Source organism: Kingella potus (genome assembly GCF_900451175.1).
Taxonomy (GTDB): domain Bacteria; phylum Pseudomonadota; class Gammaproteobacteria; order Burkholderiales; family Neisseriaceae; genus Neisseria; species Neisseria potus.
Genome location: NZ_UGJJ01000002.1, coordinates 58,096 through 84,097 on the forward strand (window position 1 = coordinate 58,096; position 26,002 = coordinate 84,097).

Consider the following 26,002-nt stretch of genomic DNA (forward strand, 5'->3'; position numbering starts at 1 on the left):
TGCGGCGGCTCGCGGTGGAAAGTTGCGCATTCTAAATAGTTGCTGCGGCAGGGGCAATTTTTTCAGACGGCCTTTTGAGCAGCAGGGGGCGTATGTATGACTGCGTTAACCGCTTGTTTTCAGGCTGCCTGTGTTTTTCAGAATGATGAAATCAGGTTCCGAATACCGTTAACCAGCACATTAAAGCTATGCGAAGCATTGTTTTGCCGCAAAAGCAGCGGAGCGATTTGCCGCGAGCCGGAGATTTCCTGATATTCCGGCACCAGTTTTTTCAACTCCTGTTTGGCATTGTTTAATTTATCGGGCTGGCAGAATTTCCGGTTTTGCTGATGTTTGGCTAAATTTTTGCCAAAAGCCTCGCCCACTGCCGCCAAATCGCCCAAATAAAAACTTTCCAACTCACGGCAGGCAATGCGGATTAACGCGTCCTGCCTGCCCGCATTGGCGCAGATTTGCCGCAGCCTGTCCTTTATCACGCCACAATTGCCTGAATCTTGGTCGCGCAATACGATAAAGCGGGTATTTTCGGTATACAGCCAGCCGCGTAGCTTGCGGGCAAGCCGTTTTTCCAAGTCCTGCTTGCCGTCAAATTCCACAAACTGCCATTCGTGCCCCGCTGCGATAACGGGCAAAATGCCTTCCAGCATCACCCGCGCCGAAGGCTCTTCCAAGAAAAACACCAGCTTCATTTCGGATCTGCTCCCTCAAAGAAGCCTTCTTTCCACAGATACCCCATTTTGTCGCCCTCCGCCATAAAGGCGGCGATTTGTTCGTTATCGCGGGCGCGGCGGATGCCGGTGCAGCCGTTTTCCTTAACCAGCCAAAACACTTCGTCCAACTGCACGGCATTGAGAAAGTCCGGCGAATGGCTGGATACGAACACCTGCCCGCCGCGCTCGGCATAGGCGCGGAACTCCTCTGCCAGTTCGGGTAACAGGCGCGGATAAAGCTGGTTTTCCGGCTCTTCCACGCATAAAAGCGGATGCGGTTTCGGATCGTAGAGCAGCACCAGATAGGCAAACATTTTAATCGTGCCGTCTGAAACATAGCGGTCGATAAACGGGTCTTGGAAGCTGCTGTCTTTAAAGCCTAAAAGCAGCCTGCCGTCAGGTGATTGGATGGTTTTTACATCGCCGATACCAGGCACGCGGTGTTTCATCGCCTGTACGATTTTTTGGAAAATAACCGGTTCGTTTTCATAAATATGCTGAGCCACCAGCTGCAGGTTTTCGCCCGAAACCGACAAATGCTCGTATTCTCCCGCTGCGTCTTTGCTGCCGCGCGCCAAATTGATATGAAAGTCCGACACATACCAGTTTTCAATCAACTGGCGGAACGCGCTGGCGGCTTTGAAGCGGGCAAACTGTCCCAATCCTTTAATCGCCAAAACATCGGATTCAATTTCTTGTTCTTCTCTATCTAATTTTTCTTCTTCTTTGCTGAAATCTTCTTCATTAGTTACAGCATAGCCTTTGCCGTTTTCAAAAATCAGGAAATTGTACGGCGAGCCATAGCGGCCACGCTTGTAGCGCAGGCTTTCTTTGCGGATAACGGGTTTTTTATTGGCATTTTGTCCGATATGGATTTCATACGTTACCAAGCGGTTTACGCCGCCGATGTCCATGCGGAATTGTATTTCCAACTCAATCATTTCTTTTGCCGCATCCGCGCCACGGCTTAATACTTCTTTGAAGCCGCCGCGCCTTTGCAATGCGCTGCTAACGTTAAACGTGAGGCAGTCGCGCAGGAAACCGAACACGTCAAACAGGGTGGATTTGCCCGTGCCGTTTGCGCCGACTACCACGCAGAAATTGGGGATGTCGGTCATTTGGGCGCGGCGGAAGCCTTTGAAGTTTTTTAAACGCAGGGTTTCGATACGCATGGGGTTTCCTTGTTTTTGTGGTTTCCAAATGTTTTCAGGCTACCTGTTTTGTTTGCAAACTGCGTGCGTGGCGGAAGCCGCATATAGCGGAACAAAATAGAAAAGATACAAGGCAGCAAGCCGCAGACAGTACGGTGCAGTACGGCAAGGCGCAGCAACGCCGTAGATTTTTTATTTTGAGCCGCTATACCTTACACCATGCAGGCTGCCTTATCTGTAATGCAAGGCAGCCTGAAAAAGGGTTTGGTGGGACAAAATCAATGGCGGAAATGGCGTACGCCCGTTACCACCATCGCCATGCCGTGTTCGTCGGCGGCGGCGAATACCTCTTCATCACGAACCGAGCCGGCGGGGTGGATGACGGCTTTGATGCCCTGTTCGGCAATCACATCCACGCCGTCGCGGAAGGGGAAAAACGCATCCGATGCCGCGCACGCGCCGTTCAAATCAAAACCACCGTCTTGCGCTTTGCGGGCGGCAATGCGGGTGGAGTCCACGCGGCTCATCTGCCCCGCGCCGATGCCGTAGGTTTGGCCGCCTTTGCCGAACACGATGGCGTTGGATTTGACGTATTTGGCCACGTTCCAAACAAACAGCAGGTCTTTCCACTCCTGTTCGGTGGGTTGGCGTTTGGAGACGACTTTCAAATCTTCGCGGCGGATGCGGCGGATGTCGGGTGTTTGCACCAATAATCCGCCGCCGACGCGTTTCAGTTCAAAACGGTTTGCACCGGCCAAAAGCGGCACTTCCAATACGCGCACGTTTTTCTTGGCCGCAATGATTTCTTTGGCTTTGTCGCTGAACTTGGGTGCCATCAATACTTCGAGGAACTGGCCGGTAACCGCTTCGACCGTATCGGCATCCACTTCGCGGTTAAAGGCAATGATGCCGCCGAATGCGCTGGTGGTGTCGGTGGCGAAAGCCAGTTTGTAGGCATTGAGCGGGGTGTCGGCCACGGCCACGCCGCACGGGTTGGCGTGTTTGACAATCACACAGGCGGGCTCGTCAAAAGATTTGACGGCTTCCCAAGCCGCATCGGCATCGGCGATATTGTTGTACGACAATTCTTTGCCCTGCAATTGCGTATAGGCAGACAGGCTGCCTGAAGCGGGATACAGATCGCGGTAAAACGCGGCGTGCTGGTGCGGGTTTTCGCCGTAGCGCATTTCCTGCACTTTCAGCCAGCTTTGGTTGAACTGGGCGGGAAATTCGCCGATTTCCGGCTCGCCCGACAGTTTTTCGTCGGACACGCTGGTGAGGTAGTTGGAAATCATGCCGTCGTATTGCGCGGTGTGGCTGAACGCTTTGCGGGCGAGATTGAAACGGGTTTGGTCGGAGAGGCCGTCTGAATTTTGCAGCTCGGCAACTACGGCATCAAAATCGCCGTTGTCGGTAACGATGGCGACGTGTTTCCAGTTTTTGGCGGCGGAGCGCACCATAGTCGGGCCACCGATGTCGATGTTTTCAATCGCGTCTTCCAGCGTGCAGCCGGGCTTGGCGATGGTGGCGGCAAAGGGGTAGAGATTTACCGCAACCAAATCGATATTGCCGATGCCGTGTTCGGCCATTTTGGCGACGTGTTCGTCCAAATCGCGCCGCCCGAGTATGCCGCCGTGGATTTTCGGGTGCAGGGTTTTGACGCGGCCGTCGAGCATTTCGGGGAAACCGGTGTAGTCGGCTACTTCGATGACGGGAATCCCCGCGTCGGCCAGAAGTTTGGCGGTGCCGCCGGTGGAAAGGATTTCAACGCCTTTGGCGGCAAGAGCTTGGGCAAATTCGACCACGCCTGTTTTGTCGGACAGGCTGATGAGGGCGCGTTGGATTTTTACGGTGGACATGGCAGGGAGTTTTCCTTTGGCTGGTTGGAGTGTGGATAAGCCGCCCTTTTGCGCGGGAGCGGCGTGTTGCAAAGGTTTGCGCGGGTTTGTCTGCGGGATGCAAACGGGCGCGATTATCCGCTTTTTCGGGGCTTTGTGCAGCAGGCGGCGGGTTTTCAGACGGCCTGATGCGTGCTTTCCCGCGCCGCACGCGCGCTTTTTTGGGCTACAATCCGCGCCTTGTTCAATTTCCGCAGAGGCCGTCTGAAAATGGAAAACAACACCTTCAATCTCTGGCAGACCGTGCGCGGCGAGGCGCACCGCGCGGCGGCGGAAGAGCCGATGCTGGCCAGCTTTCTGCATATGACGGTGCTGCGGCACGACAGTTTGGAGCGGGTGCTGGCCTTTCATTTGTCGAGCAAGCTGGGCAATCCGACGATGGATATGCGCACGCTCTACGAGCTTTATCTGCACGCGCTGGACAAAGAGCCGCAAATCGGGGCGGCGATGGAGGCGGACATGGTGGCCTATTACGAGCGCGACCCGGCCTGCGACCAATACTGCCTGCCGCTTTTGTATTTCAAAGGTTTCCACGCCATTCAGGCACACCGTATCAACCACTGCCTGTGGAAGGAGGGGCGCAGGACGCTGGCCTATTTCCTGCAAAACCGTTCTTCGGAAGTGTTCGGCGTGGACGTGCATCCCGCCGCGCGTTTCGGGCGCGGGATTATGATCGACCACGGCACGGGCGTGGTAATCGGGGAAACGGCGGTGCTGGGCGACGACATTTCGATTCTGCACGGTGTTACGCTGGGCGGATCGGGCAAGGAGGGCGGCGACCGCCATCCGAAAATCGGCGACGGCGTGATGATCGGGGCGAATGCTTCGGTGTTGGGCAACATCCGCGTGGGCGAATGCGCCAAAATCGGTGCGGGCAGCGTGGTGGTGGCCGACGTGCCGGCGTTTTCCACCGTGGTGGGCGTGCCGGCCAAAGCCGTGGCGGGCAGAAGCCGTGTGAAGCCCGCCGCCGAGATGAACCAGAATTTTTTTGAGGAATCGCATCAGGATTTCTATATCTGAAGCCGTCTGCCGCCGCTGCGGCGCGGGCTTTCGAGGCCGTCTGAAAATGCCAGCCGTTTTCAGACGGCCTCATGCTGCGGGATGGAGTACAATCCGCCGCTTTCCCGATACAACAACCTTAGAGGCCGTCTGAAAAGACGGTTTGCCGCAATGAAACGGATAAAACACACCACCATTCAGAAATTCGCCGACAAAACAGCCAAAATCGGCATTGTCGGTTTGGGCTATGTCGGTCTGCCGCTGATGCTGCGCTATGTCGATATCGGCTATCAGGTATTGGGTTTCGACATCGATGCCGAAAAAGTGGCCAAACTCAACAACGGCCAAAGCTATATCGAGCACATCCCGTCTGAAAAAATCGCCGCCGCCAGCAGCGGGCTGTTTGAAGCCACCACTGATTTTTCGCGCATCGGCGAAGTGGAAGCCGTGATTTTGTGCGTGCCCACCCCGCTCAACAAATACCGCGAGCCTGATATGAGCTTCGTGATCGACACCACCGACGCGGTCAAACCCTACCTGCGTGCCGGACAGGTGCTTTCGCTCGAATCCACCACCTACCCCGGCACCACCGAAGAAGAGCTGCTGCCGCGCGTTGAAGAAAACGGCCTGAAAGTCGGCGAAAACGTATTTCTGGTTTACTCGCCCGAACGCGAAGACCCCGGCAATCCCGATTTTGAAACCCGCACGATTCCGAAGGTTATCGGCGGCCACACTCCGGCCTGTCTCGAAGTCGGCATGGCGCTTTACCAGCCCGCCATCGACAAAGTCGTCCCCGTCAGTTCCACCAAGGCAGCCGAACTGACCAAACTTTTGGAAAACATCCACCGCGCCGTCAACATCGGTCTGGTGAACGAAATGAAAATCGTGGCCGACAAAATGGGCATCGACATCCACGAAGTGATTGATGCCGCCGCAACCAAGCCCTTCGGCTTTGTGGCTTATTATCCCGGCCCCGGATTGGGCGGCCACTGTATTCCCATCGACCCTTTCTACCTCACTTGGAAAGCGCGCGAATACGGCGTGAACACCCGCTTTATCGAGCTGGCCGGCGAGGTCAATTCTTCGATGCCCGAATATGTGGTCAACAAAACCGCACTCGCGCTCAACGACAACAACCGCTCCATCAAAGGCAGCAAGATTCTGGTGCTGGGCATTGCCTACAAGAAAAACGTGGACGACATGCGCGAAAGCCCGTCGGTAGAAGTGATGGAGCTGCTGCGCGGCCTCGGTGCCGAAGTGGCCTATTCCGACCCGCACGTGCCCGTGTTCCCCAAAATGCGCGAACACAAATTCGATTTGAAGAGCGAGCCTTTTACCGCTGAAAACCTGGCCGGGTTCGACTGCGTGGTTTTAGCCACCGACCACGACAAATTCGATTACAAGCTGCTCAAGCAAAACGCCAAACTGATTATCGACACGCGCGGCAGATTCCGTGGCGAAACGGCCGGCAACATCGTCAAGGCCTAAAGCCCGCTCCGCCGCATTCAGACGGCCTCCCCCATTATCAGGCCGTCTGAATGCGGCCTTATCTGCCGGAGCAAAACGGCGCAGCAACCCGCTCCGCCGTTTCAGACGGCCTCAAATGCCCTGCTGCCCGACAAAGCCGTATAAACACCACCAACCTGTCCGCGCGGCAAGATTCGGAGAACCCCATGCACGAAACCATTAGCAACCGCAAAATAAAATTCGCGCTGGCCGGCTGCGGCCGCATTTCCAACAACCACTTCGGCGCGTTCGAGTCGCTCAAAGACGACTGCGAAATCACCGCCGTATGCGACACCGACCCGGCCGCACTCGAAGCGGCAGTAGAGCGCACAGGCGCAAAAGGCTATGCCTCATACGCACAAATGCTCGCCGAAACCGATGCCGACATCATCGTGCTCACCACCCCGTCCGGCCTGCATCCGCAGCAGGCGGTTGACGCACTCGAAGCCGGCTTTCACGTCGTTACCGAAAAACCGATGGCCACCCGTCTTGCCGACGGCGAACGCATGGTGCAGGCTGCCGACAAAGCAGGCAAACGCCTGTTTGTCGTCAAACAAAACCGTCTCAACGCCACCTTGCAGCTTTTGAAACGCGCCGTCGAAGAAAAACGCTTCGGCAAAATCTGCATGGTGCATCTCAACGTATTTTGGACGCGCCCGCAGTCGTATTACGACCAGGGCGGCGGCTGGCGCGGCACTTGGGAATTTGACGGCGGCGCGTTTATGAACCAGGCCAGCCACTACGTCGACCTGATGGAATGGCTCATCGGCCCGGTTGAAGACGTGCAGGCCATGATTTCCACGCACCGCAACATCGAAGCCGAAGACACCGGCGTGATGAACATCCGCTGGCGCAACGGCGCGCTCGGCTCGATGGCCGTTACCATGTGCACCTACCCGAAAAACCTCGAAGGCTCGATTACCATTTTGGGCGAAACCGGCACGGTGCGCATCGGCGGCATGGCCGTCAACGAAATCCAAGAATGGAATTTCGCCGACAGCCGCGACTACGACGAACAAGTCAAAACCGCCAACTACGAAACCACCTCGGTGTACGGCTTCGGCCACCCGCTCTACTACAAAAACGTCATCGACGTGATGCGCGGTGAGGCCAAACCGATTACCGACGGGCGCGAAGGTTTGAAATCGCTCGAACTCCTGATTGCCGCCTACCGCGCCGCCCGCGACGGACAAACCGTCTCCCTGCCGCTGAACCTCTGAACGCGCCGCATCATGCGTAGGTTGTGCCGTGCAGCGACGCACGCGGCTTTGCGGTTTGTGGATTGTTTGGAGAAGCTGCCCGTAAAAACCAAGAACGCGTGTGCCGCCTTTGGGCGGCACACCCTACCTTCGCGGCAGAGGCCGTCTGAAAAGCGCAAATGTTTTTCAGACGGCCTCTTTGTTTTTTGCCGTATTACGGGTGCCGTGCTTTGATTTTGGCTGCCACGGGGCAGGTGTCGTCGTGCGCGCCGGCCAGATAGCCGGTGCTCATGAGAAATTCGCCGACGATTTCGCCGCCCATGAATTTGAAGTGTTTTTTAAACAGCTTCACCCATTCGGTTTTTTCGCGCGGGTGGTGCGCGTCGAGCCAGTTTTTGAACGAGCCGTACTGCCGCTGCAATGCGAGTATCTGCCCTGCGTTGAAAATGGCCGCTTCGATTTTCAGGCGGTTGCGGATGATGCCTGCGTCGGCAAGCAGGCGGGCGCGGTCTTTGCCGCCAAACGCGGCGACGGCGGCGATGTCGAAGCCGCAGTAGGCCGTCTGAAATGCGGCGCGTTTTTTCAGAATCAGCGTCCAGCTCAAACCGGCCTGGTTGATTTCCAGCACCAGCCTTTCAAACAGAATACGGTCGTCTGCAACGGGAAAGCCGTATTCGTGGTCGTGGTAGTGTTTGTTGGGGTCGGGGCTGCCTTCGGGCAGGGCGTTGGCAAGGTCGCAGTAGCTCACGGCGCGTCTCCGGCTTGGTCGAGAATTTCAAACGCCGCGTCGGGAAAATGTTTTTGCAGATAATTTTGCAGGTAGGCGGCGGTTTCGCCGGCGATTGCGGGGTCGCCCGGCGGGAAGCGGTTGAATACCAGCGTTTCCACAGCGATGCCGCTGCTGCGGCAGGCTTCGAGCGTGAGCAGGGTGTGGCTGATGCTGCCCAGCCGCCCTGAGGTAACGATGACGACGGGCCAGCCTTGGCGGCGGACAAGGTCCAGCGTGGTTTCTTCGTCATTGAGCGGCACGGCCAGCCCGCCCGCGCCTTCGAGCAGCACATAATCGTAACGCACGGCCAGTGTTGCGGCGGCGCGGGCGATGGCGGCGGGGTCTATGGTTTTGCCCTCCATCCGTGCGGCCAGGTGCGGCGAGCAGGGATAGGCGAACAGATAGGGGCAGGTGGTGCCGTCGCGGTCTTCGGGCAGCAGCGGCAGCTTTTGCAGGCGGCGGTGGGCGGCGATGTCTTCCGAAAGCCCGACGCAGCCGGTCTGCACGGCTTTGGCGGTGATGACGCTGTGCCCCAGCCGCATGAGTCTGGCGGCGAGATAGGCTGTGGCGACGGTTTTGCCGATGCCGGTGTCGATGCCGGTAATGAAGAGGATTTTGCCGCTGCGGGGCGGCAGGCCGTCTGAAAACATTTTTATGCTCCGTATTCTTCGCGCAGCGCGGCGGTCAGGCCGTCTGAAAGTGTGTCCAAGTCGCTGTTTTGCATAATAAAGGGCGGCATGGTGTAAACCAGTTTGCCGAAGGGGCGCAGCCAGATGCCGCGTTCGACGAATTTGGGTTGCAAACGGCGCAGGTCTACCGGATCGTGCATTTCCACTACGCCGATTGCGCCGAGTACGCGCACTTCTTTCACGGCGGAAAGGGCGGCGGCGGGGGCGAGCTTGCGGCGCAGCCGCGTTTCGATACGGGCAACGTTGTCCTGCCAGCCGCTTTCCAGCAGCAGCCTGACCGATTCGGCGGCCACGGCGCAGGCCAGCGGGTTGGCCATAAAGGTGGGGCCGTGCATAAAGCAGCCGGCCGCGCCGCCGCTGATGATGTCGGCGATGCGTTTGTGCGTAACCGCCGCCGAGAGCGTGAGACAGCCGCCGGTAAGGGCTTTGCCGAGGCAGATAATGTCGGGCACGACACCCGCGTGTCCGCAGGCAAACAGTTTGCCGGTGCGGCCGAAGCCGGTGGCGATTTCGTCGAAAACCAGCAGTACGCCGTGTCTGTCGCACAGTTCGCGGGCTGCTTTCAGGTATTCGGGCGAATAAAAATACATGCCGCCCGCGCCTTGTACGACGGGTTCCAAAATCAGCGCGGCGATTTCGTGGGCGTGTTTTTCCAACAGATCCGCCAGCGGTGCGGCCGCTTCGTCCTTCCACGCTCCGCCGAATTTTACCGGCGGCTGCGGCAGGAAAAACTGTACGGGCAGGCAGCCGGCAAACAGGCCGTGCATTCCCGTTACCGGATCGCACACCGACATGGCGTGCCAGGTGTCGCCGTGGTAGCCGGCGCGGACGGCGGCGAATTTGTGCCGCTGCGGCCGTCCGGCCGCGTGCTGGTACTGCACCGCCATTTTCATCGCCGCCTCCACCGCCACCGAGCCGCTGTCGGCGTAAAACACGGTGTCCAAACCGTCGGGCAGGATGCCGAGCAGCAGTTCGGTCAGCTCGCCCGCCGCGTCGTGGGTGAAGCCGCCGAACATGACGTGGCTCATTTTTTCAAGCTGGCGCACGGCGGCGGCATTGAGGCGCGGATGGTTGTAGCCGTGCACCGCCGCCCACCACGACGACATGCCGTCGATCAGCGTCTGCCCCGTTTTCAAACGGATGCGCACGCCTTCGGCGCGTTCCACGGGATATACGGGGGCGGGGTCGGATGTGGAGGAGTAGGGGTGCCAGATGTGGGCGCGGTCGAGGGCGAGCAGGGTGTCGGCGTTCATGGCGTGCGGGTCGGAAAATGCGGAAGACGGCAGGCGTGCGTACGGAGGCCGTCTGAAAAAGGATCAGCCGTTGTCGTTTTGGTGGTCGCGCAGGATTTTTTCGTACACGGCTTCGGGCAGGTAGCGGCGCACGGTGTTGCGCCAGCCTTCGGGGCCGACGAGGCCTTTGACCAGGGTGGACGAGACTTCGGCGTATTCGCGCGGGGGGATGAGCAGCACGGTGGCGATTTCGGGCTGCAGGTCGGAGTTGATATAGCGGATGGTGCGTTCGTATTCGTAGTCGGACGCGCTGCGGATGCCGCGTACGATGTAGCCGGCATGGACGCTGTGGGCATAGTCGACGAGATAGCGGTTGCCGAACGAGCGGATGGCGACGTTGGGAAAGGGCGCGGTGATTTGTTCGAGCATCTGCCGCCGTTCGTCAAGGGTGTAGGTGGGCTTTTTGTCGGGATTGATGCCGATGGCGACGATGAGTTCGTCAAACAGAGCCTGCGCCTCGCGTATCATCCAAAGATGGCCGTTGGTGGGCGGGTCGAAGCTGCCGGCATAAACGGCACGGCGTATGGTGTTGGTTTGCATATTGTTTCTATGGATTCGGCGGGAGTGCGGCAGAATAGCGGGATTGTGAAGAAATGTCAAAAGGCCGTCTGAAAACTTTAAATCGGTTTTCAGACGGCCTTTCGTGCTGCCTAAGACGGGTTTATTCGTCGCTGCCTGCGAGGGAGAGCAGGATGTGCAGCAGGCTGGAGAAGAGGTTGTAGATGGCGATAAAGATGGACAGGGCCGCGCTGATGTGGCTGTCTTCGCCGCCTTCGATCACAACGCGGGTCTGCCACATGATAATCAGCGAGCTGAAAATGGCAAACGCGCCGGAAACGGCCAGGCCGAACATGGGGACATTGAGGAAGAAGTTGGCGATCATGCCGATGATCAGCACCACCGCGCCTATGGTTAGGAAGCGGCCGAGGGATTGGGTGTTGATATTGGCTTTGTGCGCGGCAAACGACATGATGCCGAAGATGGAAGCAGTCATCAGGGCTGCGGTGGCAACCAGTCCCGCGCCGCCGGGAATGCCGAGGCCGTATTGCAGCAGCGGGGAAATCAGGCCGCCCATGCCGAAGGTGAAGACCATCAGCAGTCCTGCGCCGGTGTTGCTGTAACGGTTTTTCTCAATGAGGAAAACCATGCCGTAGAAGAAGAGGAGGACGATGGCGAATCCCATCCAGCGGCTGCCGGTGGCGGCGTAGATGTTGAAATTCGCCGCTGCCGCCGCGAATGCGCCCAGCGCACAGGGGATAAAGGACAGTGCCAAGAGTCCGTAGGTTTTGCGTAGGACGCTGCTGCGCTGTACGCCTGCGGCAGGGTTGGTGTAGTCGTAAACATCATTTTGCATGGTGTTGTTCCTATGTGTGGGTTGGTAAAGTAAAGGTCAAAGGGCGGCGATTGTAACAGCAAGACACTATTTTTTGGTGAAATTTTCCACCGCCCTTGTCGCGTGAGGCAGGGATATGGCGCATCGGCGCGGAATTTAAAGCGCACTTGCGCGGATTAACGGTTTTTTTGCCGAATGCGGCTTTTTGTAAACATGAGGCCGTATGAAAACCGTATTGCGGGGTGTTCGGACGGAATGCCGCCTTTCGGGTGTTTTTTTTGCCCGAATGTCTGTTTGGGAAGACAAAACAGGGGAAGTCATAGAAGGCACCTGCCGCTGCCGTTTTTTACGGATGGCGGAAATCCGGTGCGGCGGGCAAAACGCGGGCAAAATTGGTATCATCACGGCTGTTGCGGCCTGCCCCATATACTATGCGGACGGCTGCCATGACACGAAATTCCCGTTCGGACGGCTCTGCCGGGCCGTCTTGATTTTTATCCGGATCAGCCGAATAAATATAAGCGAAACAACAGTATGAACTATCTGAAAAAGTTTTTCCTCCACGTTTTCGCCGCCTGTTCCCTGCTGGCGGCAGCACTTCCCGCGCAGGCGGCCAACAAAAAGGCCGAGCAGAAAACGGCGGCGAAAAAAGAGGCTCCGAAAGCGAAAAAAGACAGCGCGTCCGCAAAAAAACAGCCGGCCGCGAAGAAAGAAGCCGCTGCCAAAGAGTCGGCAAAAGGTAAAAAAGAGTCGGTAAAAGGTAAAAAAGAAAACAGCAAAGTCGGCAAAAAGCAACAGTCCGACAAGCCCGCAGACAGAAAAGCGGCGGGCAGGGACAAAAAAGACAACGCCAAAGACAAAAACGGCAAAAACAAAAAAAACCAAAGCAAATCGAAAAAAGACACGGCGAAAAACAAGAAAGACAGCGCGAAAAGCAGTAAAGACGCGGCTAAGGGCAAGAGTAAAGACAAAACCGCAGCGAAAAAAGAAGCAGCCAAGCCCGCGCAGAAGAAAGAACCCGCCCGTCCGCGCACCGACACGCGCAGCCGGCCTGAAACACAGTTTCCCCGTTCCGAAACGCAGCTTCCGCGCCCGTCCGCAAGCGAAACCCCGAAATCCGCAGACGGATACGACGAAGACGCGATGCAGGCTTTGGTCGGACGCCAGGCCGAAAAAGAGAGGCAGGCGCAGGCCAAGCCGGCTCCCGCACCGAAAGCCGCAGAAGAGCGCCGTCGCAGCGGCACGCCCATCGGCCGGCGCGAGGCGGACGAACTCATCGGCAGCGCGATGGGGCTTTTGGGCGTGAGCTACCGTTTCGGCGGCACTTCGGTCAGCACCGGCTTCGATTGCAGCGGCTTTATGCAGCATATTTTCCGCAAAACCATGCAGATCAACCTTCCCCGTACCGCCGCGCAGCAGGCGGGCATGGGTTCGCCCGTTGCCCGCAGCGAGCTGCAGCCGGGCGATATGGTGTTTTTCCGCACGTCGCGCGGGCGCATTTCCCACGTCGGCCTTTATATCGGCGGCAACCGCTTCATCCACGCGCCGCGCACCGGCAAGAGCATTGAAATCACCAGTTTGTCCAACAAATACTGGAACGGACGCTACGCGCTCGCCCGCCGCGTCAAACGTTACGATTCCGGCCGCTTTACCAACTGACCGAAAGGATGCACCCGTGCCCATGCCAGAAATGCCCAAATGGTACGGCGACGACGGCAGCGTCGTTTCCTGTACCGAAAAAGTCAAAGTGATGAACGAAAACATGAGCGAGCTTTTCCAGCTTGCGCAGGATGCGTTTGAAGACGCGCTTTTGATGGGCTGCGGCGAGGCGCAGCTGCGCGAGTATCTCGCCGCGCTGGTGGCGGGTGTGGACAATCCCTACCGTCCGTAAGCACGGTTTGCGGCAGGGAGGGTAGGATTAGAGGCCGTCTGAAAACCGGTAAAACGGTTTTCAGACGGCCTCTGTATTTGCCGATATGGCGGAAGCGGATAACCGCGTGCAACCGCCTGCCGCCCGCAAGGGAAGGCCGTCTGAAAAAGCCGCTTGTGCGCGAGTGCATCTTTTCAGACGGCCTCATCTGTTACAATCCTTGCCCGCTTTTCCGATTTTTACAACCGCCAACAGGAGGCAAAACATGACCTTGAACAGCCTGCCCGCGCTGGAAACCGCGCTTGCCCACCGCTCCGTCCGCCGTTTTACCGAAGAACCCGTTTCCGCCGAAATGCGCACTGCCATACTCGAAGCGGGACGCGCCGCGTCCACATCGAGCTACCAGCAGAATATCAGCATCATCCGTGTCGGCGACCGCGAAATCCGCAAGCAGCTCCGCGAAATCTGCGCTTCCGAAGGCGGTATGGGACACGCCTATGTCGAGCATTGCGCCGAGTTTTTTGTGTTCTGTATCGACGCTGTGCGCCATCACACGGTGGATGCCGATGTGCAGACCGACTGGACGGAAGTGCTGCTGACCGGCGCGATCGACGCGGGCATCATGGCGCAGAACGTTGTGCTGGCTGCCGAATCGCTCGGCCTCGGTGCGGTATACATCGGCAGCATCCGCAACGACATTGCCCGCGCCGGCGATCTGCTCGGTCTGCCCGAACACACCGTGCCGCTGTTCGGCCTCTGCCTCGGCCATCCCGACCAGCAGCCGCTGCAACGCCCGCGCCTGCCGCTCGATACGCTGGTGTCGGAAAACCGCTACCGCCCCGCATCGGGCGAAGTGCTGGCCGCCTACAACGAAGAAGTGAAAACCTATTACCGCGAACGCAGCGGCAAGGATTTGGACTGGGCGGGGCAGATTGCCAACACACTTGCCCGCCCCGTCCGCCCCTTTATACTGGCATACCTGCACAAACAAGGGTTTGCCAAACGCTGATTGGCCGCAGGCCGTCTGAAAACGGCTGCGGTGCAGCCGAAACGGTATGAAATCCCGTCCCTGCAAAAAGGCCGTCTGAAAACTGTGTTTTCAGACGGCCTTTTTATACGGGAAGCCGCCTGCGGCGGGATGCGCCTTAGGCGGCCGGCTGTGCCGGAGCCGTTTTCAGACGGCCTATTTCAAACCGAGCGTGCCGCGCAGTTTGCCCAGCTCTTCGGCCAGGGTGTTGATCGGGGCTTTGAGCTGTTTGCGGTCTTCCTCCGACAGCTTGTCGTAAGATTCAAAGCCGTCCCCTTTTTTGTATTTTGCAAGAATTTCGTTGATTTTTTTGAAGTTTTCATCAACGGTGTCAAGCAGGGCCTGGTTTTTCTCCGCAATAAGCGGGCGGAAGAGGTCGACGATTTTCTTCGAGCCGTCGATGTTGGCCTGGAAGTCGCTCAGGTCGGTGTGGCTGTAACGGTCTTCCTCGCCGGTGATTTTGGTGGCCGCCACTTCTTCGATCAGTGCCGCCGCGCCGCCGACGACTTTGCCCGGCGGGAAGCTCAATACGTCGATTTCGGCTTTCAGCGTTTTCACGTCTTTGTCGAGTTTTTCGGCGGTGGCTTTGGTTTTGTCGTCGATTTTGCCGTCGATCCACAGGGCGTGTTCGATGCGGTGGAAGCCGGTAAACGCGTCGTCTTTGGCTTTTTCTTTGTAGTCGTCTTCGCGCGAATCGATGGCGGGGTCGAGCTCGTTGAAGAGTTCGGCAATCGGCTCGATGCGTTCGTAGTGGACGCGGGTGTCGGCAAACAGGGATTTGGCCTCATCAACTTTTCCGGCCTGAACAGCGGCAACGAATTTTTCCGTTTTCCCAACCAATTGCTGTGCTTCGCCTTGGACATAGGTTTTGTAGTCGGCCAAAGGCTGTGCCAGCTTGCCCATATCGGCCTGCGCGGGTTGGGCTTTGAAGCCGCTGTCGGTAACGGTGAGCTTGCCGCGCGGATTGGTCAGCAGGCCGCAGGTCATTTCGTAAGTGCCGGGCAGCAGGGTTACGGTCATTTTGTCGGACAGGCCGGGGGCGATATTTTCGCGTTCGTCCACCACCATCACGCCTTCGAGGATTTCCCATTCGAGCTTGCGGCCGCTGTTGTTTTTGATGTGGAACACGGTTTCGCCGCTGGGCACGGTCAGATCCATCGGTTCGCAGGCCGCATCGTTTACGGCAATATTGTAGCTGCCGTCGGCATTGGCTGCGGCCGGTGCGGCGGAAGGGGAGGAGGCCGGGGCTTCGCCCGAAGCGGGCGCGGCGGCTTTTTGCGTTTCGGGCGGCTGGCAGGCTGCCAGACCCATGGCGAGCAATACGGATAGGGTGATACGTGTCATTTTCATAAAATACTCCTTTGTTTATTGACGGGAAGAGGATGCGGGACGGCTGCCCCGCAAAAACCAAAACAGCACGGGGATAAGATAAACCAAATACCACACCGCGTCGCTTACGGTGGGATGGGCGGTATAGCCGAAGAAGCCGCCCAGCACTACGCCCAGCGGGCTGTCGTCGTGCAGGATGCGGGAAAAGTCGGCGAGAACGGTTTGCCCGATATTCCATACGCCGGCCTCGTGCAGGGCGCGGAACGAGCCGGAAAGCAGGCCGGCGGCGACAAAAATCAAAAACACGCCGGTCCAGCGGAAAAATTTGGCAAGATTCAGGCGGATGCCGCCCTGATACAGCAAAACGCCCACCACGGCCGAAGCCAGCAGCCCCGCCGCCGCGCCGACGGGCAAATCGCTGTCGGGGCTTTGCGTGAACACCGCAATCAGGAAAAACACGCTCTCCAAGCCTTCGCGCAGCACGGCGAGAAAGGCCATCAGCACCAGCGGCCAGCCCGCACCGCCTTTGTTCAGCGCGTTTTGCAGGGAATTGTGCAGATCGTGTTTGATCGAACGCGCCGCCTTCTGCATCCAAAGCAGCATATAGGTCAGCATACCCACGGCCACGAGGCCGATCGCGCCGACGACAAATTCCTGCTGCTTCTGCGGAATTTCTCCCGTAGCCGAATGGATGGCAAAGCCTAAGGCGAAACAGATCAGCACCGCCGCCGCCACGCCCAGCCACACCTTGGGCATCAGATCGTTGCGGCCGGACTGTTTCAGGAAACCGGCCACAATGCCGACAATCAGCGCGGCTTCGATGCCCTCGCGCAGCATGGTCAGAAAAGCAATCAGCATCAGCATGGCAAATCCGCAAAGAGAGAGTTAAGTTTCGCAAATTATCCCCGTTTACTGAAACGAATGCAAACAGTTTTCAGAATATGCTTTTGTTTGCGCGGGTTTGCATATGGCCGGCACATTTAAAGACACGTTTATACGCATTGAGGCCGTCTGAAAACATTTCAGACGGCCTCGGCAATCGGAACAAAGGAGGGCAGGGAACGGGTTGCGATGCGGTATCCGCAGGTGAGCGGTATGGTAAATGCCGGGTTCGACAGGCCGTCTGAAACCCCGCATGAACAACGGGCGGTTTCAGACGGCCTGTCTGCTCCAACCAAACGGAATAAAGCAAAACATCCCTGCAATTTATAAAAAACATTCATAAGCCTTAGCAGGCTTGCCCTGTTTATTCCACTCAAATGAGCGCGTATCTTCCGCCTTTATCCATTCGGCAAGCAAAGGGATAGCCCCATGAAACAGCAAACGACCACCATACCCCACGCGGGTATCCAAACAAAAAGGATGATGCCATGAGTCAAAAAAATACCGTAAACAAAATCCGCCGCAGCCTGCTGGCCGGTGCGGGCATGATGGCCGGTGCTGCCGCAGTTGCCGCCGCCGGACTGGTTCCCAACGCACAAGCCGCAACGCAACGCGGCAGATTTTCCCCCGCACAGCCCGCCGCCAACGGCACACAACGCCGCATCGGACAATTTGTCGTCAATCCGATTGCCATGGGCGCGATGAACACCGCTTGGGGCTATGGCGACGCGATGAGCGTCAAAGATGCCGCCCGCCTGTTCCGCCAAGCCCACGACGACGGCCAGACCTTTTTTGACACCGCCGAAGCCTACGGCGCATGGTTGAGCGAAGAAATGCTGGGAGAAGCCTTTGCCACAATGCGCGACAAAGTCATCATCGCCAGCAAATTCGGATTCAAAATCAACGAAAAAGGCGATATTGCAGGCTTGGACAGCCGCCCCGAAAACATCCGCCGTGCCTTGGAAGGCTCGCTCAAGCGGCTGAAAACCGATTATGTGGACATCTTGTACCAGCACCGCGTTGATCCGACCGTGCCGATTGAAGACGCGGCAGGCACGGTGCAAGACCTGATTCGAGAAGGCAAAGTCCGCTCGTTCGGATTAAGCGAAGCAGGCGATGCCACCATCCGCCGCGCCCATGCGGTACAGCCCGTGGTTGCCCTGCAAAACGAATACTCCTTTTGGACGCGCGACCCCGAGCAGGAAGTGCTGCAAACCTGCGCCGAACTGGGCATAGCCCTGATTCCGTGGGCACCGCTGGGCAAAGGCTTTTTGACGGGTACGGTAACGAAAGACACCCGCTTTACCGCCCTGCCGAAGGCGCGTTTGACCGCCGGGCGGGCATGCCGCGTTTCACGCCCGAAGCCATCGCCGCCAACTGGGGCGTGGTGGAAATCCTGCAAAACGTTGCCCGCCGCCACAACGCCAGCGTCGCCCAAACCGCCTTGGCATGGCTGCTTGCCCGAGCGCCGTTTATCGTGCCGATTCCCGGAACACGCAACGCCGCCCGCCAACGCGAAAATATGGCGGCGGCGAAAATACAGCTCAGCCGCGAAGACTTGAACGACATGGAACATTGTCGGGCTGCGGCAGGCGTGATGGCGCTGCTGGACGTAGGCGCAAAAGCGGGGACAAGCTCCAAATTTACCGACGGCATATCGCCACGCAAACGGTAAAAACAGCGGCAAAGTGCGGTCGTTTTGCCGACCGTTTTTCAGGCAGCCTGAAAATAAAGGCCGTCTGAAAATGGTAAAACATTCTTCAGACGGCCTTATCGCTGCGCCCGATATGCCGTATCTGTTTTTACGATTAGACCCTCCACCCTCCGTTCTATACCATCCGCCCGCTACGTTTTCCAACCGCTTGGAGGCCGTCCGGACAGCCTCGCCGAAAGCCGAACAACCTGTCTTTAACCCAAGGAGTAAACAATGACCAAACCCGTTTTATGCGTAACCACCAGCCATCCCGTCAAAGGCAAATCAGGCGCGCCCACAGGCGTTTACTTGGCAGAATTAACTCATCCGCTTGAAGTGTTGGAAAACGCAGGTTTTAAAACCGTAATTGCCTCTGTGCGCGGCGGGCAGCCGCCGATAGACGGCTTTGATTTGTCCGACCCCGTGAACGCCGAATACTGGCACAACAAAGGTTTATACGAGCGCTTGGCAAACACGCCTGCTTTGGGCGAATTGAACGGCGCGGATTATGCGGCGGTATTCTTTGCCGGCGGACACGGCACCATGTGGGACTTTGCCGACAGCGCCGATGTGCAGCGCATCATCCGTGAAGTGTATGAAAGCGGCGGCGTGGTTGCCGCGGTGTGCCACGGGCCTGCCGCGCTGGTAAACGCCAAATTGTCCAACGGCGAATATTTGGTTAACGGCAAAAATGTTGCCGCGTTCACCAACGCCGAAGAAGAAGCCGTACAAGCCACCGACATCGTACCGTTCCTGCTGCAAACCGCGCTGGAAAACCACGGCGCAAAACACCATGCCGCGCCAAACTGGTCGGATAATGTGATGGTGGACGAGCGTTTGATAACAGGGCAAAACCCTGCATCGGCAAAAACCGTGGGTGTGAAAATGGTGGAAGCCTTGCAAAAATAATCATCACAACGCCAAACAGGGGTGCACATCGCGCCCCTGTTTTTGCTTTTCAGACGGCCTCTATGTTGCGGCGGGGAACGCGTGCGCCGCCTTGGGGCGACATATCTACACACGGAATTTGGCTGAGTGCGGCGGTTTGGCATAGGACGCGTGCGTCGCTATGCGACACACCCTACGGGGATTCGGAGCGGCCTTTGCTGTTCAGTAGGGAGTGGCACAGCCTCGCACGCGGTTTGGGATGTTTTCACAGCAGCTTGTGCGGTGTTTTGAAAAAGAGAAAACAGGCCGTCTGAAAATTCGGAAATTCGTTTTTCAGACGGCCTGTTGCAGGGTTTCGGCGGGTTTACAGCGGTTCGTCCACCCAGCACACGCCGACCGCGTCGGCACCGATGTGCGCACCGATAACGGGCGAGATGGGGAAGGCGGCGGGGGTGATGCCGGTTTTGCTGTGCAGCTTTTCGGCGAGGCGTTCGTAAAGCCCAAGGTCGCTGCCGTAGAGGCCGTAGAGGCGGACGGGTTTGGCTTGGGCGGCTTGGGCGGCGGTGTCGGCGAGTGCGTCGAGCGTGTCTTCGGTTTTGCGCCCCATGCCGATGCCGGCGCGGGAAAACTGTCCGTCGTGAAAGCGCAGCACGGGCTTGAGATCGAGCAGGCCGGCGAAAAATTTTTCGGTGGTGTTGAGGTGGTGCAGGCGGCGCAGATGGCGCAGGCTGCTGACGCTGAATACGATTTCGGCGGAGGGCTTGAGGCGTTCGAGGTGTTCGGCCACGTCGGCGGCGGCAAAGCCCTGACGCAGCAGGCGTACGGCTTCGAGGGCGAAGTGGCCTTCGGGGATGCAGACGGTGCCGGTGTCGACGATGTAGGTTTGGATGTCGCGCGCCATTTCGGCGGCCACTTTGCGCACGGTGTCCACTGTGCCGCTGAGGCGGCCGCTGAGGGTGGTTACGATGATTTCGCTGTAGCCCAAGTCGATGATTTCTTTAAACAGGTCGCGCACGACGGATTCGGCGGGCGGCGAGGTGGAGGCCTGCCCTTCGGGGTTGTCGGCCTGCCAGAGGTAAAAGGCTTCGGGATGGAGGTCGTAGCCGTCGGCATACACCAGGCCGTCCATGTGGATGTTGAGGCGCAGGATGTAGAGCAGGTCGTCCTGTGCGGAAAGCTCGTCGAGCGAACCGGTGGAGGTGGAAACGACGGCGCAGCGTACGGGTGGGGCATTGGGGTTGTCGGGCATATTTCGGTGTTCGGCTTGTGGCGCAAATTTCAGTCGGATGGAAAAGGGCGCGGATACTAAGGCTTTTACAGGCGGCTGTCCAGCAGGATTGTCGGTATAAATATGTGAAATTAATGTAAAAAATATGCGTGATAAATTTTATCTGTCGGCATCGGCCAAAGCCTGCGCCAGCCAGACCAGCGCGAAGGCGGCGGATTTGCGGCGGATTTCGCCGCGTGTGCCGTGGAAATGCGCGGTGCGGGCGGACACGCCGCCTGGGCCGGCAAGGCCGAAACATACTGTGCCGACGGGTTTGTCCGCGCTGCCGCCGCCCGGGCCGGCAATGCCGGTAATCGACAGGGCGAAATCGGCCTGCGCCGCCGCGCGTGCGCCCGAAGCCATTTCCCGCGCCACGCTTTCGCTGACCGCGCCTTCGCGCCGCAGGCTCTCTGCAGACACGCCCAAAAGCCGCTGTTTCGCTTCGTTGCTGTATGTAACGAAGCCGGTTTCAAACCAGGCCGAGCTGCCGGGAAGCTCGGTAAACGCTGCCGCAAGCAGCCCGCCGGTACACGATTCGGCACAGGTAACTTTCAGACGGCCTCGGGCAAGGGCGGCGGTGGCTGCGTACAGCAGTTGTTCGTCCATAGTCGGCACTCCTTTTGCAAACGGCGGATTATAGGCCGTCTGAAAAACGCGGGCAGGCATTTTCAGACGGCCTGCCTGCCCGCAGCGGCTGCGGGTATAATTTACATTCCCGTGTGCCGCCGTTTTCAGACGGCCTCTTTGCCGGTTTCCGGCACCCCAATACAAGGAGTACAGAATGAAACAAGCCAGCGATCCGTCCAAACGCCGTTTTTTCAAAACCGCCGCCGCCCTCTCCGCCGCCGCCGCCCTCTCCGCCTGCGGGCAGAAATCCGACAATGCCGCTGCCCCCATGCCGTCTGAAAACAAGGAACACAACGAAGGCGGACACTTCGACCGCCGCAGCCAAACCGCCTACGACTGCTACGGCACCCATCAGGCCGGCATCGTTACCCCCCACCAGCCCTTCGGCATCCTCTGCGCCTTCGACATCACCGCCGACAGCCGCGCCCGCCTGACCGATTTTTTCCGCACGCTTACCGCCCGCATCGAATTTCTCACACGGGGAGGCGAACTCATCGACGGCGACGACAAGCTGCCGCCCGCCGGCAGCGGCATACTGGGCAAAAACGTCCCGCCCGACGGCCTCACCGTTACCGTTTCCGTCGGCCACACCCTGTTTGACAGCCGCTTCGGCCTGGCAGACAAAAAACCCAAACACTTGCAGGAAATGAAAGATTTTCCCAACGACGAGCTGCGCAAAGAATGGTGCGACGGCGACATCGGCATCCAAATCTGCGCCTTCTCTCCCGAAACCTGCCAAAACGCCCTGCGCGACATCATCAAGCAAACCGCCAAATACGCCGTTATCAAATGGAGCATAGACGGCTGGCTGCCCAAGCCCGAAGCCGGCGCGATGGCCGCCCGCAACCTTCTCGGCTTCCGCGACGGCACCGGCAACCCCGACGTGTCCGATCCCAAAGTGGCCGACCAAGTGCTGTGGACGGGCGTAGCCGCCAACAGCCTGGACGAACCGGCGTGGGCGAAAAACGGCAGCTATCAGGCAGTGCGCCTCATCCGCCACTTCGTCGAATTTTGGGACCGCACCCCCTTGCAGGAACAAAACGACATCTTCGGCCGCGAAAAATACAGCGGCGCGCCGCTGGGGCAGAAAAAAGAAAGCGACATCCCAAACTACGCCGCCGATCCCGAAGGCAAAGCCATCCCCAAAGACAGCCACATCCGACTGGGCAACCCGCGCGATCCCGAGTTTATGAAAAAACACCTCCTCTTCCGCCGCCCCTTCAACTACTCGATGGGACTGGCCAAAAACGGCCAGCTCGATGTCGGCCTTATCCTCGTCATGTATCAGGCCAATTTGGACGACGGCTTCATCTTCGTGCAAAACCGCCTCAACCTCGAACCTTTAGAGGAATACATCAAACCCTTCGGCGGCGGCTACTTTTTTACCCTGCCCGGCGTGGAAAAAGGCAGCTTCCTTGCGCAAGGGCTGCTGGCGGAATAGCCGCACAAAACACGGTTTATCCGCCTTTCCCGTTATTAAAGGCCGTCTGAAAACAGCTTTTCAGACGGCCTTTTCCGCTTCCAACAGCTTCCGTTCAGACACAAGCGGCAAAAGCTGCTGCCCATCATCCCAACAGCCTTTTTGCTATAACCTTTTTGCTATAATCTCCCCCTTTGTTTTTCCTAAATTTTCCCCCGCGCACACCATGTCCCAACCCGATTTCAGCCAAACCCTCTCCAAAGACCGCCATTTCCTGCAACGCGCTTTCAGGCAGCCTGAAAAGCACGGCGGCTTGGCGGCGGTGCAGAAAAAATACCAAAAATCGCACGAGCTCTTTCTAAAACGCCAAGCCGCGCTGCCCAAGCCGCAGTATGACGGCACGCTGCCCGTGCACGCCCGTTTGGACGACATCAAAACCGCGATTCAAAACAACCAAGTAACCATTATCTGCGGCGAAACCGGCTCGGGCAAAACCACCCAGCTGCCGAAAATTTGCTTGGAACTCGGGCGCGGAGCGGCAGGCCTAATCGGGCATACCCAGCCGCGCCGCCTTGCCGCGCGTTCCGTAGCCGAGCGCATCGCCGAAGAGCTGGCGCAGCCCATCGGGCAGGCGGTGGGCTACAAAGTGCGCTTCAACGACAACACCTCGCGCGATGCCGCCGTCAAACTGATGACCGACGGCATCCTGCTCGCCGAAACGCAAACCGACCGCTATCTCGCCACCTACGACACCATCATCATCGACGAAGCACACGAGCGCAGCCTCAACATCGATTTTCTGCTCGGCTACCTGAAACAGCTCCTGCCGCGCCGCCCCGACCTCAAAGTCATCATCACCTCCGCCACCATCGATGCCGAACGCTTTTCCAAACACTTCAACAACGCCCCCGTGCTGGAAGTGAGCGGGCGCACCTATCCCGTAGAAATCCTGTACCGCCCTCTGCACGCGCAAGACGAAGACGAAGCCGAAATCGAGCTTGCCGATGCCGTTGTCGAAGCCGCCGACGAACTGGCGCGGCTGGGGCAGGGCGACATTCTCGTCTTCCTGCCCGGCGAGCGCGAAATCCGCGAAGCCGCCGAAGCCCTGCGCAAATCGCCGCTGCGCCGCGACGACGAAATCCTGCCGCTGTTCGCCCGCCTGTCCGCCGCCGAACAGCACAAAATCTTCCACCCCAACGGCAGCAAACGCCGCATCGTGCTGGCGACCAACGTTGCCGAAACCTCGCTCACCGTACCCGGCATCAAATATGTGGTCGACAGCGGCTTGGCACGGGTCAAACGCTATTCCGCCCGCGCCAAAGTGGAGCAGCTCCATGTGGAAAAAATTTCACAGGCCGCCGCCAACCAGCGTTCAGGACGCTGCGGCCGCGTGTCCGCCGGCGTGTGCATCCGCCTGTATTCCGAAGAGGATTTCGCCCAACGCTCCGCCTTCACGGACCCCGAAATCATCCGCAGCAACCTCGCCGCCGTCATCCTGCGCATGGCCGCGTTGAAACTCGGCGACGTGGCGGCGTTTCCCTTCCTCGAAGCCCCCGACCAGCGGTATATCAACGACGGGTTTCAGGTGTTGCTGGAATTGGGGGCGGTGGAGGAGGATGTTGGATAGTTTTCAGGCAGCCTGAAAACACTTGCCTGCAAGATGCAATTCCGTCTGAAAATTAGTTTCAGACGGAATTGAATTATCCTAACTCCCTAACTTGTAGAAATCAACAGCGTTGTTTACACAACAGGTTGGGAAAAATAAGCCTGCAACACCTCAAAAGGCGTATCCCCTTTCAGGCTGCTGTGCGGCTTCACGGTATTGTAGAAATTCACAAAGCGGCACAGCTCTTTCTGCCGATGACTGGGGCTGTCAAACTGCTGTTTGTCGTGCCACATCTCCATAATCGTCCGTATCACCCTTTCGGCTTTGCCGTTGGTTTGCGGACGCGCAGGACGGGTAAACTTCTGATTGATGCCGTTCTCAAAACAGGCAACGCCAAACGCATGATTAGCCGCGCCTTTGTACTCGCTGCCGTTGTCCGAATAGATGCATTCAATCAGATACGGGCAGGGTTTGATAACGTGGTCGTTAAGAAACATGGCGGCACTGTTTGCCGTTTTGTCGGGCAAGACAGCCGCGTATAGCTCTCGTGAGAAGTCATCAATGGCAACAAACAGGTAATCGCGTTTGTCGCTAACTCTCTGCCCTTTGAGCAACGGCAGGCGTTTGGTGTCTACATGAACCATCTCGCCGGGATAAGACTTGTTGTAGCGTTTGGCTTGTTTTTTAAGCCTCTCTTGGATGGCGCGTTCCACTTTGGCTAAACGGCGCATTCCGTAATAGGCCTGCTTGAAGCGATTGTTGGTGCTGTTCTGCGGCACAAGTAATTGGACTCGTGCGGCTTTGAGCACACGATAGATGGTGGTACGGCTGACCATAAAGCGTTGTGCTAATGAAGTAACGCTTTCTTTGTTCTGTGTGTAGGCGAGCCAGATGGCTTGGCGGTCGTGTGGGACGAGGCGGGTGTTTTTGTGGATGTTCATTTACGGTATTTTCCTTGAAATACTGTAAACAACGCTAGGGGTTTCTACACCTAACTAGATTCTTGCCAAATGCTTGGAAGTTTACTTTTTATCGCTAAATATAAAACTCTTTTCCAATGATTTATTTTACTTTCGTTTTGAATAACAGAATCCAAGATGCTTGTTTCAAACATAATGATATCCATATTATAAGATTTAGATCTTTCTATTTGAACTAATAAATCTGATAAAGTACCTACTGCATTTTGAGCAAATCTTTCTTTAAGTTTAAATATTTCAAAATGGAAACGTACTTTTTCTTTTTTATCATTTGACCATTCTTCAGGCGGATTAACACTATATTCTATAGTGCTATCAATATATTCAGCATATAACCATTGCTGGCTAAAAAAACAATCATTATCTAAATAGGGATGAATTAACTGGTTGTCTTTTGTTGTTGGAAAAAACTCTTTCTTATACTCGGTATTGCAATCCTTACATATCGGAATTAAGTTATAAGGAAATACTGCAAAATGACCGTATCTTGCTTTAGGCAAAAAATGGTCTAGTTGAGATGGAATACTAATGCCTCCACAAAAAGGACAATGTATCTCTGGGGATTTTGCTAGGTTAATAAGTGTGTCATATACATTTCCACACCTACAGTCTCGTAAGCAATACTCGTATAGTCTAACCATATGCTTCTTTTCTAAACTATTATTTATATTTTCCGTATTAGGAAGTAAGTTACTCAACTGGTATAAATCATTAGTAGTTGCTAGTTTTTTATAACTATCGCCACTTGTGAGCAAAAAATCTTTATTAGTTAATATATCCGACCTGCAATCAATTCTTTTTTCACAGCATATATCAATGACATTCCCATAATTCGGCATATCTTCCGGTAAAGTTAATCTAATCATT

The 26,002-nt window shown here is 57.1% G+C and carries 25 protein-coding genes and 1 pseudogene; 12 read left to right on the plus strand and 14 right to left on the minus strand.

The window, feature by feature from the left end; translation table 11 throughout:
* Nucleotides 1-137: 137 nt before the first annotated feature.
* The 3 genes from DYE40_RS06715 to purH form a co-directional block, all read right to left on the minus strand.
* Nucleotides 138-689 carry a DUF4276 family protein gene (locus DYE40_RS06715; protein ID WP_115308378.1) on the minus strand — a complete coding sequence of 184 codons (552 nt, stop codon included), beginning with the start codon at nt 687-689 and terminating at the stop codon, nt 138-140.
* Nucleotides 686-1,882 carry an AAA family ATPase gene (locus DYE40_RS06720; RefSeq protein WP_115308379.1) on the minus strand — a complete coding sequence of 399 codons (1,197 nt, stop codon included), beginning with the start codon at nt 1,880-1,882 and terminating at the stop codon, nt 686-688. Before DYE40_RS06720 ends, DYE40_RS06715 begins: the two co-directional genes overlap by 4 nt.
* Nucleotides 1,883-2,139: 257 nt before the next feature.
* Complete coding sequence (gene purH / locus DYE40_RS06725) at nt 2,140-3,720, minus strand: bifunctional phosphoribosylaminoimidazolecarboxamide formyltransferase/IMP cyclohydrolase (protein ID WP_115308380.1); 1,581 nt, start codon at nt 3,718-3,720, stop codon at nt 2,140-2,142.
* 249 nt (nt 3,721-3,969) lie between these two features.
* Between purH and cysE the strand changes: the two genes are divergently transcribed.
* From cysE to DYE40_RS06740, 3 genes are all read left to right on the plus strand, one after another.
* Nucleotides 3,970-4,779, plus strand: coding sequence for a serine O-acetyltransferase (gene cysE / locus DYE40_RS06730; RefSeq protein WP_115308917.1), 810 nt, complete (start codon nt 3,970-3,972; stop codon nt 4,777-4,779).
* Nucleotides 4,780-4,929: 150 nt separating this feature from the next.
* Complete coding sequence (locus DYE40_RS06735; protein WP_115308381.1) at nt 4,930-6,246, plus strand: nucleotide sugar dehydrogenase; 1,317 nt, start codon at nt 4,930-4,932, stop codon at nt 6,244-6,246.
* A gap of 185 nt (nt 6,247-6,431) precedes the next feature.
* Nucleotides 6,432-7,484, plus strand: a complete 1,053-nt coding sequence (locus DYE40_RS06740; RefSeq protein ID WP_115308918.1) for a Gfo/Idh/MocA family protein — start codon at nt 6,432-6,434, stop codon at nt 7,482-7,484.
* 193 nt (nt 7,485-7,677) lie between these two features.
* On the opposite strand, the gene DYE40_RS06745 is transcribed toward DYE40_RS06740, so the two are convergent.
* The 5 genes from DYE40_RS06745 to DYE40_RS06765 form a co-directional block, all read right to left on the minus strand.
* Complete coding sequence (locus DYE40_RS06745) at nt 7,678-8,211, minus strand: DNA-3-methyladenine glycosylase I (RefSeq protein ID WP_115308382.1); 534 nt, start codon at nt 8,209-8,211, stop codon at nt 7,678-7,680.
* Entirely contained in the window at nt 8,208-8,882 is a 675-nt protein-coding gene (gene bioD, locus DYE40_RS06750) for a dethiobiotin synthase (protein WP_115308383.1), read from the minus strand. Before bioD ends, DYE40_RS06745 begins: the two co-directional genes overlap by 4 nt.
* 2 nt (nt 8,883-8,884) lie before the next feature.
* On the minus strand, nt 8,885-10,174 hold the full coding sequence (gene bioA / locus DYE40_RS06755) for an adenosylmethionine--8-amino-7-oxononanoate transaminase (protein ID WP_115308384.1): 1,290 nt from the start codon (nt 10,172-10,174) through the stop codon (nt 8,885-8,887).
* A gap of 63 nt (nt 10,175-10,237) precedes the next feature.
* Nucleotides 10,238-10,753: a pantetheine-phosphate adenylyltransferase gene (coaD, locus tag DYE40_RS06760; RefSeq protein ID WP_115308385.1), complete on the minus strand. Its 516-nt coding sequence runs from the start codon at nt 10,751-10,753 to the stop codon at nt 10,238-10,240.
* A gap of 121 nt (nt 10,754-10,874) precedes the next feature.
* Nucleotides 10,875-11,567, minus strand: coding sequence for a Bax inhibitor-1 family protein (locus DYE40_RS06765; RefSeq protein ID WP_115308386.1), 693 nt, complete (start codon nt 11,565-11,567; stop codon nt 10,875-10,877).
* Between the two features lie 202 nt (nt 11,568-11,769).
* On the opposite strand from DYE40_RS06765, the gene DYE40_RS06770 reads away from it, so the two are divergent.
* The 4 genes from DYE40_RS06770 (at nt 11,770) to nfsA (ending at nt 14,425) form a co-directional block, all read left to right on the plus strand.
* The gene (locus DYE40_RS06770; RefSeq protein ID WP_115308387.1) at nt 11,770-12,084 is read left to right on the plus strand and encodes a hypothetical protein; all 315 of its coding nucleotides are present in this window, start codon (nt 11,770-11,772) and stop codon (nt 12,082-12,084) included.
* Nucleotides 12,085-12,689: 605 nt separating this feature from the next.
* A complete protein-coding gene (locus DYE40_RS06775) occupies nt 12,690-13,205 on the plus strand; it encodes a C40 family peptidase (protein WP_115308919.1) in 516 nt (171 codons plus the stop codon).
* A 16-nt stretch (nt 13,206-13,221) separates the two neighbouring features.
* Nucleotides 13,222-13,437: a hypothetical protein gene (locus tag DYE40_RS06780; protein ID WP_115308388.1), complete on the plus strand. Its 216-nt coding sequence runs from the start codon at nt 13,222-13,224 to the stop codon at nt 13,435-13,437.
* 244 nt (nt 13,438-13,681) lie between these two features.
* On the plus strand, nt 13,682-14,425 hold the full coding sequence (gene nfsA / locus DYE40_RS06785) for an oxygen-insensitive NADPH nitroreductase (protein ID WP_115308389.1): 744 nt from the start codon (nt 13,682-13,684) through the stop codon (nt 14,423-14,425).
* A 174-nt stretch (nt 14,426-14,599) separates the two neighbouring features.
* Here nfsA and efeO read toward each other — a convergent pair whose 3' ends face one another.
* A complete protein-coding gene (efeO, locus tag DYE40_RS06790) occupies nt 14,600-15,793 on the minus strand; it encodes an iron uptake system protein EfeO (protein WP_115308390.1) in 1,194 nt (397 codons plus the stop codon).
* Between the two features lie 15 nt (nt 15,794-15,808).
* A complete protein-coding gene (efeU, locus tag DYE40_RS06795) occupies nt 15,809-16,630 on the minus strand; it encodes an iron uptake transporter permease EfeU (RefSeq protein WP_115308920.1) in 822 nt (273 codons plus the stop codon).
* A gap of 716 nt (nt 16,631-17,346) precedes the next feature.
* On the opposite strand from efeU, the pseudogene DYE40_RS13285 reads away from it, so the two are divergent.
* From DYE40_RS13285 to DYE40_RS06805, 3 genes and pseudogenes are all read left to right on the plus strand, one after another.
* A pseudogene (locus DYE40_RS13285) lies at nt 17,347-17,949 on the plus strand (aldo/keto reductase); the annotation flags it as partial.
* Between the two features lie 47 nt (nt 17,950-17,996).
* Complete coding sequence (locus DYE40_RS13290; RefSeq protein ID WP_425451191.1) at nt 17,997-18,329, plus strand: aldo/keto reductase; 333 nt, start codon at nt 17,997-17,999, stop codon at nt 18,327-18,329.
* 252 nt (nt 18,330-18,581) lie between these two features.
* Nucleotides 18,582-19,256, plus strand: a complete 675-nt coding sequence (locus tag DYE40_RS06805) for a type 1 glutamine amidotransferase domain-containing protein (RefSeq protein WP_115308391.1) — start codon at nt 18,582-18,584, stop codon at nt 19,254-19,256.
* A 343-nt stretch (nt 19,257-19,599) separates the two neighbouring features.
* Here DYE40_RS06805 and DYE40_RS06810 read toward each other — a convergent pair whose 3' ends face one another.
* Nucleotides 19,600-20,484, minus strand: a complete 885-nt coding sequence (locus DYE40_RS06810) for a DegV family protein (protein WP_115308392.1) — start codon at nt 20,482-20,484, stop codon at nt 19,600-19,602.
* A gap of 138 nt (nt 20,485-20,622) precedes the next feature.
* Complete coding sequence (locus DYE40_RS06815; RefSeq protein ID WP_115308393.1) at nt 20,623-21,108, minus strand: CinA family protein; 486 nt, start codon at nt 21,106-21,108, stop codon at nt 20,623-20,625.
* Nucleotides 21,109-21,283: 175 nt separating this feature from the next.
* Here DYE40_RS06815 and efeB point away from each other — a divergent pair, with 175 nt between their 5' ends.
* Nucleotides 21,284-22,570, plus strand: a complete 1,287-nt coding sequence (gene efeB, locus DYE40_RS06820; RefSeq protein ID WP_115308394.1) for an iron uptake transporter deferrochelatase/peroxidase subunit — start codon at nt 21,284-21,286, stop codon at nt 22,568-22,570.
* Between the two features lie 205 nt (nt 22,571-22,775).
* A complete protein-coding gene (gene hrpA / locus DYE40_RS06825) occupies nt 22,776-24,176 on the plus strand; it encodes an ATP-dependent RNA helicase HrpA (RefSeq protein WP_115308395.1) in 1,401 nt (466 codons plus the stop codon).
* A 113-nt stretch (nt 24,177-24,289) separates the two neighbouring features.
* Here hrpA and DYE40_RS06830 read toward each other — a convergent pair whose 3' ends face one another.
* Nucleotides 24,290-25,096, minus strand: a complete 807-nt coding sequence (locus DYE40_RS06830; RefSeq protein ID WP_115308396.1) for an integrase core domain-containing protein — start codon at nt 25,094-25,096, stop codon at nt 24,290-24,292.
* A 50-nt stretch (nt 25,097-25,146) separates the two neighbouring features.
* Nucleotides 25,147-26,001 (minus strand): HNH endonuclease, encoded by an 855-nt coding sequence (locus DYE40_RS12285; RefSeq protein ID WP_147286604.1) that lies wholly within the window; start codon nt 25,999-26,001, stop codon nt 25,147-25,149.
* Nucleotide 26,002 lies beyond the last annotated feature (1 nt).

Excerpts from the sequence above, each read along its gene's own strand:
- DYE40_RS06715 (WP_115308378.1), bottom strand. The coding sequence starts at position 689 with ATGAAGCTGGTGTTTTTCTTGGAAGAGCCTTCGGCGCGGGTGATGCTG.
- DYE40_RS06720 (WP_115308379.1), bottom strand. The coding sequence starts at position 1,882 with ATGCGTATCGAAACCCTGCGTTTAAAAAACTTCAAAGGCTTCCGCCGC.
- purH (WP_115308380.1), bottom strand. The coding sequence starts at position 3,720 with ATGTCCACCGTAAAAATCCAACGCGCCCTCATCAGCCTGTCCGACAAA.
- cysE (WP_115308917.1), top strand. The coding sequence starts at position 3,970 with ATGGAAAACAACACCTTCAATCTCTGGCAGACCGTGCGCGGCGAGGCG.
- DYE40_RS06735 (WP_115308381.1), top strand. The coding sequence starts at position 4,930 with ATGAAACGGATAAAACACACCACCATTCAGAAATTCGCCGACAAAACA.
- DYE40_RS06740 (WP_115308918.1), top strand. The coding sequence starts at position 6,432 with ATGCACGAAACCATTAGCAACCGCAAAATAAAATTCGCGCTGGCCGGC.
- bioD (WP_115308383.1), bottom strand. The coding sequence starts at position 8,882 with ATGTTTTCAGACGGCCTGCCGCCCCGCAGCGGCAAAATCCTCTTCATT.
- bioA (WP_115308384.1), bottom strand. The coding sequence starts at position 10,174 with ATGAACGCCGACACCCTGCTCGCCCTCGACCGCGCCCACATCTGGCAC.
- coaD (WP_115308385.1), bottom strand. The coding sequence starts at position 10,753 with ATGCAAACCAACACCATACGCCGTGCCGTTTATGCCGGCAGCTTCGAC.
- DYE40_RS06765 (WP_115308386.1), bottom strand. The coding sequence starts at position 11,567 with ATGCAAAATGATGTTTACGACTACACCAACCCTGCCGCAGGCGTACAG.
- DYE40_RS06770 (WP_115308387.1), top strand. The coding sequence starts at position 11,770 with ATGAAAACCGTATTGCGGGGTGTTCGGACGGAATGCCGCCTTTCGGGT.
- DYE40_RS06775 (WP_115308919.1), top strand. The coding sequence starts at position 12,690 with ATGCAGGCTTTGGTCGGACGCCAGGCCGAAAAAGAGAGGCAGGCGCAG.
- nfsA (WP_115308389.1), top strand. The coding sequence starts at position 13,682 with ATGACCTTGAACAGCCTGCCCGCGCTGGAAACCGCGCTTGCCCACCGC.
- efeO (WP_115308390.1), bottom strand. The coding sequence starts at position 15,793 with ATGAAAATGACACGTATCACCCTATCCGTATTGCTCGCCATGGGTCTG.
- efeU (WP_115308920.1), bottom strand. The coding sequence starts at position 16,630 with ATGCTGATTGCTTTTCTGACCATGCTGCGCGAGGGCATCGAAGCCGCG.
- DYE40_RS13290 (WP_425451191.1), top strand. The coding sequence starts at position 17,997 with ATGCCGCGTTTCACGCCCGAAGCCATCGCCGCCAACTGGGGCGTGGTG.
- DYE40_RS06805 (WP_115308391.1), top strand. The coding sequence starts at position 18,582 with ATGACCAAACCCGTTTTATGCGTAACCACCAGCCATCCCGTCAAAGGC.
- DYE40_RS06810 (WP_115308392.1), bottom strand. The coding sequence starts at position 20,484 with ATGCCCGACAACCCCAATGCCCCACCCGTACGCTGCGCCGTCGTTTCC.
- DYE40_RS06815 (WP_115308393.1), bottom strand. The coding sequence starts at position 21,108 with ATGGACGAACAACTGCTGTACGCAGCCACCGCCGCCCTTGCCCGAGGC.
- efeB (WP_115308394.1), top strand. The coding sequence starts at position 21,284 with ATGAAACAAGCCAGCGATCCGTCCAAACGCCGTTTTTTCAAAACCGCC.
- hrpA (WP_115308395.1), top strand. The coding sequence starts at position 22,776 with ATGTCCCAACCCGATTTCAGCCAAACCCTCTCCAAAGACCGCCATTTC.
- DYE40_RS06830 (WP_115308396.1), bottom strand. The coding sequence starts at position 25,096 with ATGAACATCCACAAAAACACCCGCCTCGTCCCACACGACCGCCAAGCC.
- DYE40_RS12285 (WP_147286604.1), bottom strand. The coding sequence starts at position 26,001 with ATGATTAGATTAACTTTACCGGAAGATATGCCGAATTATGGGAATGTC.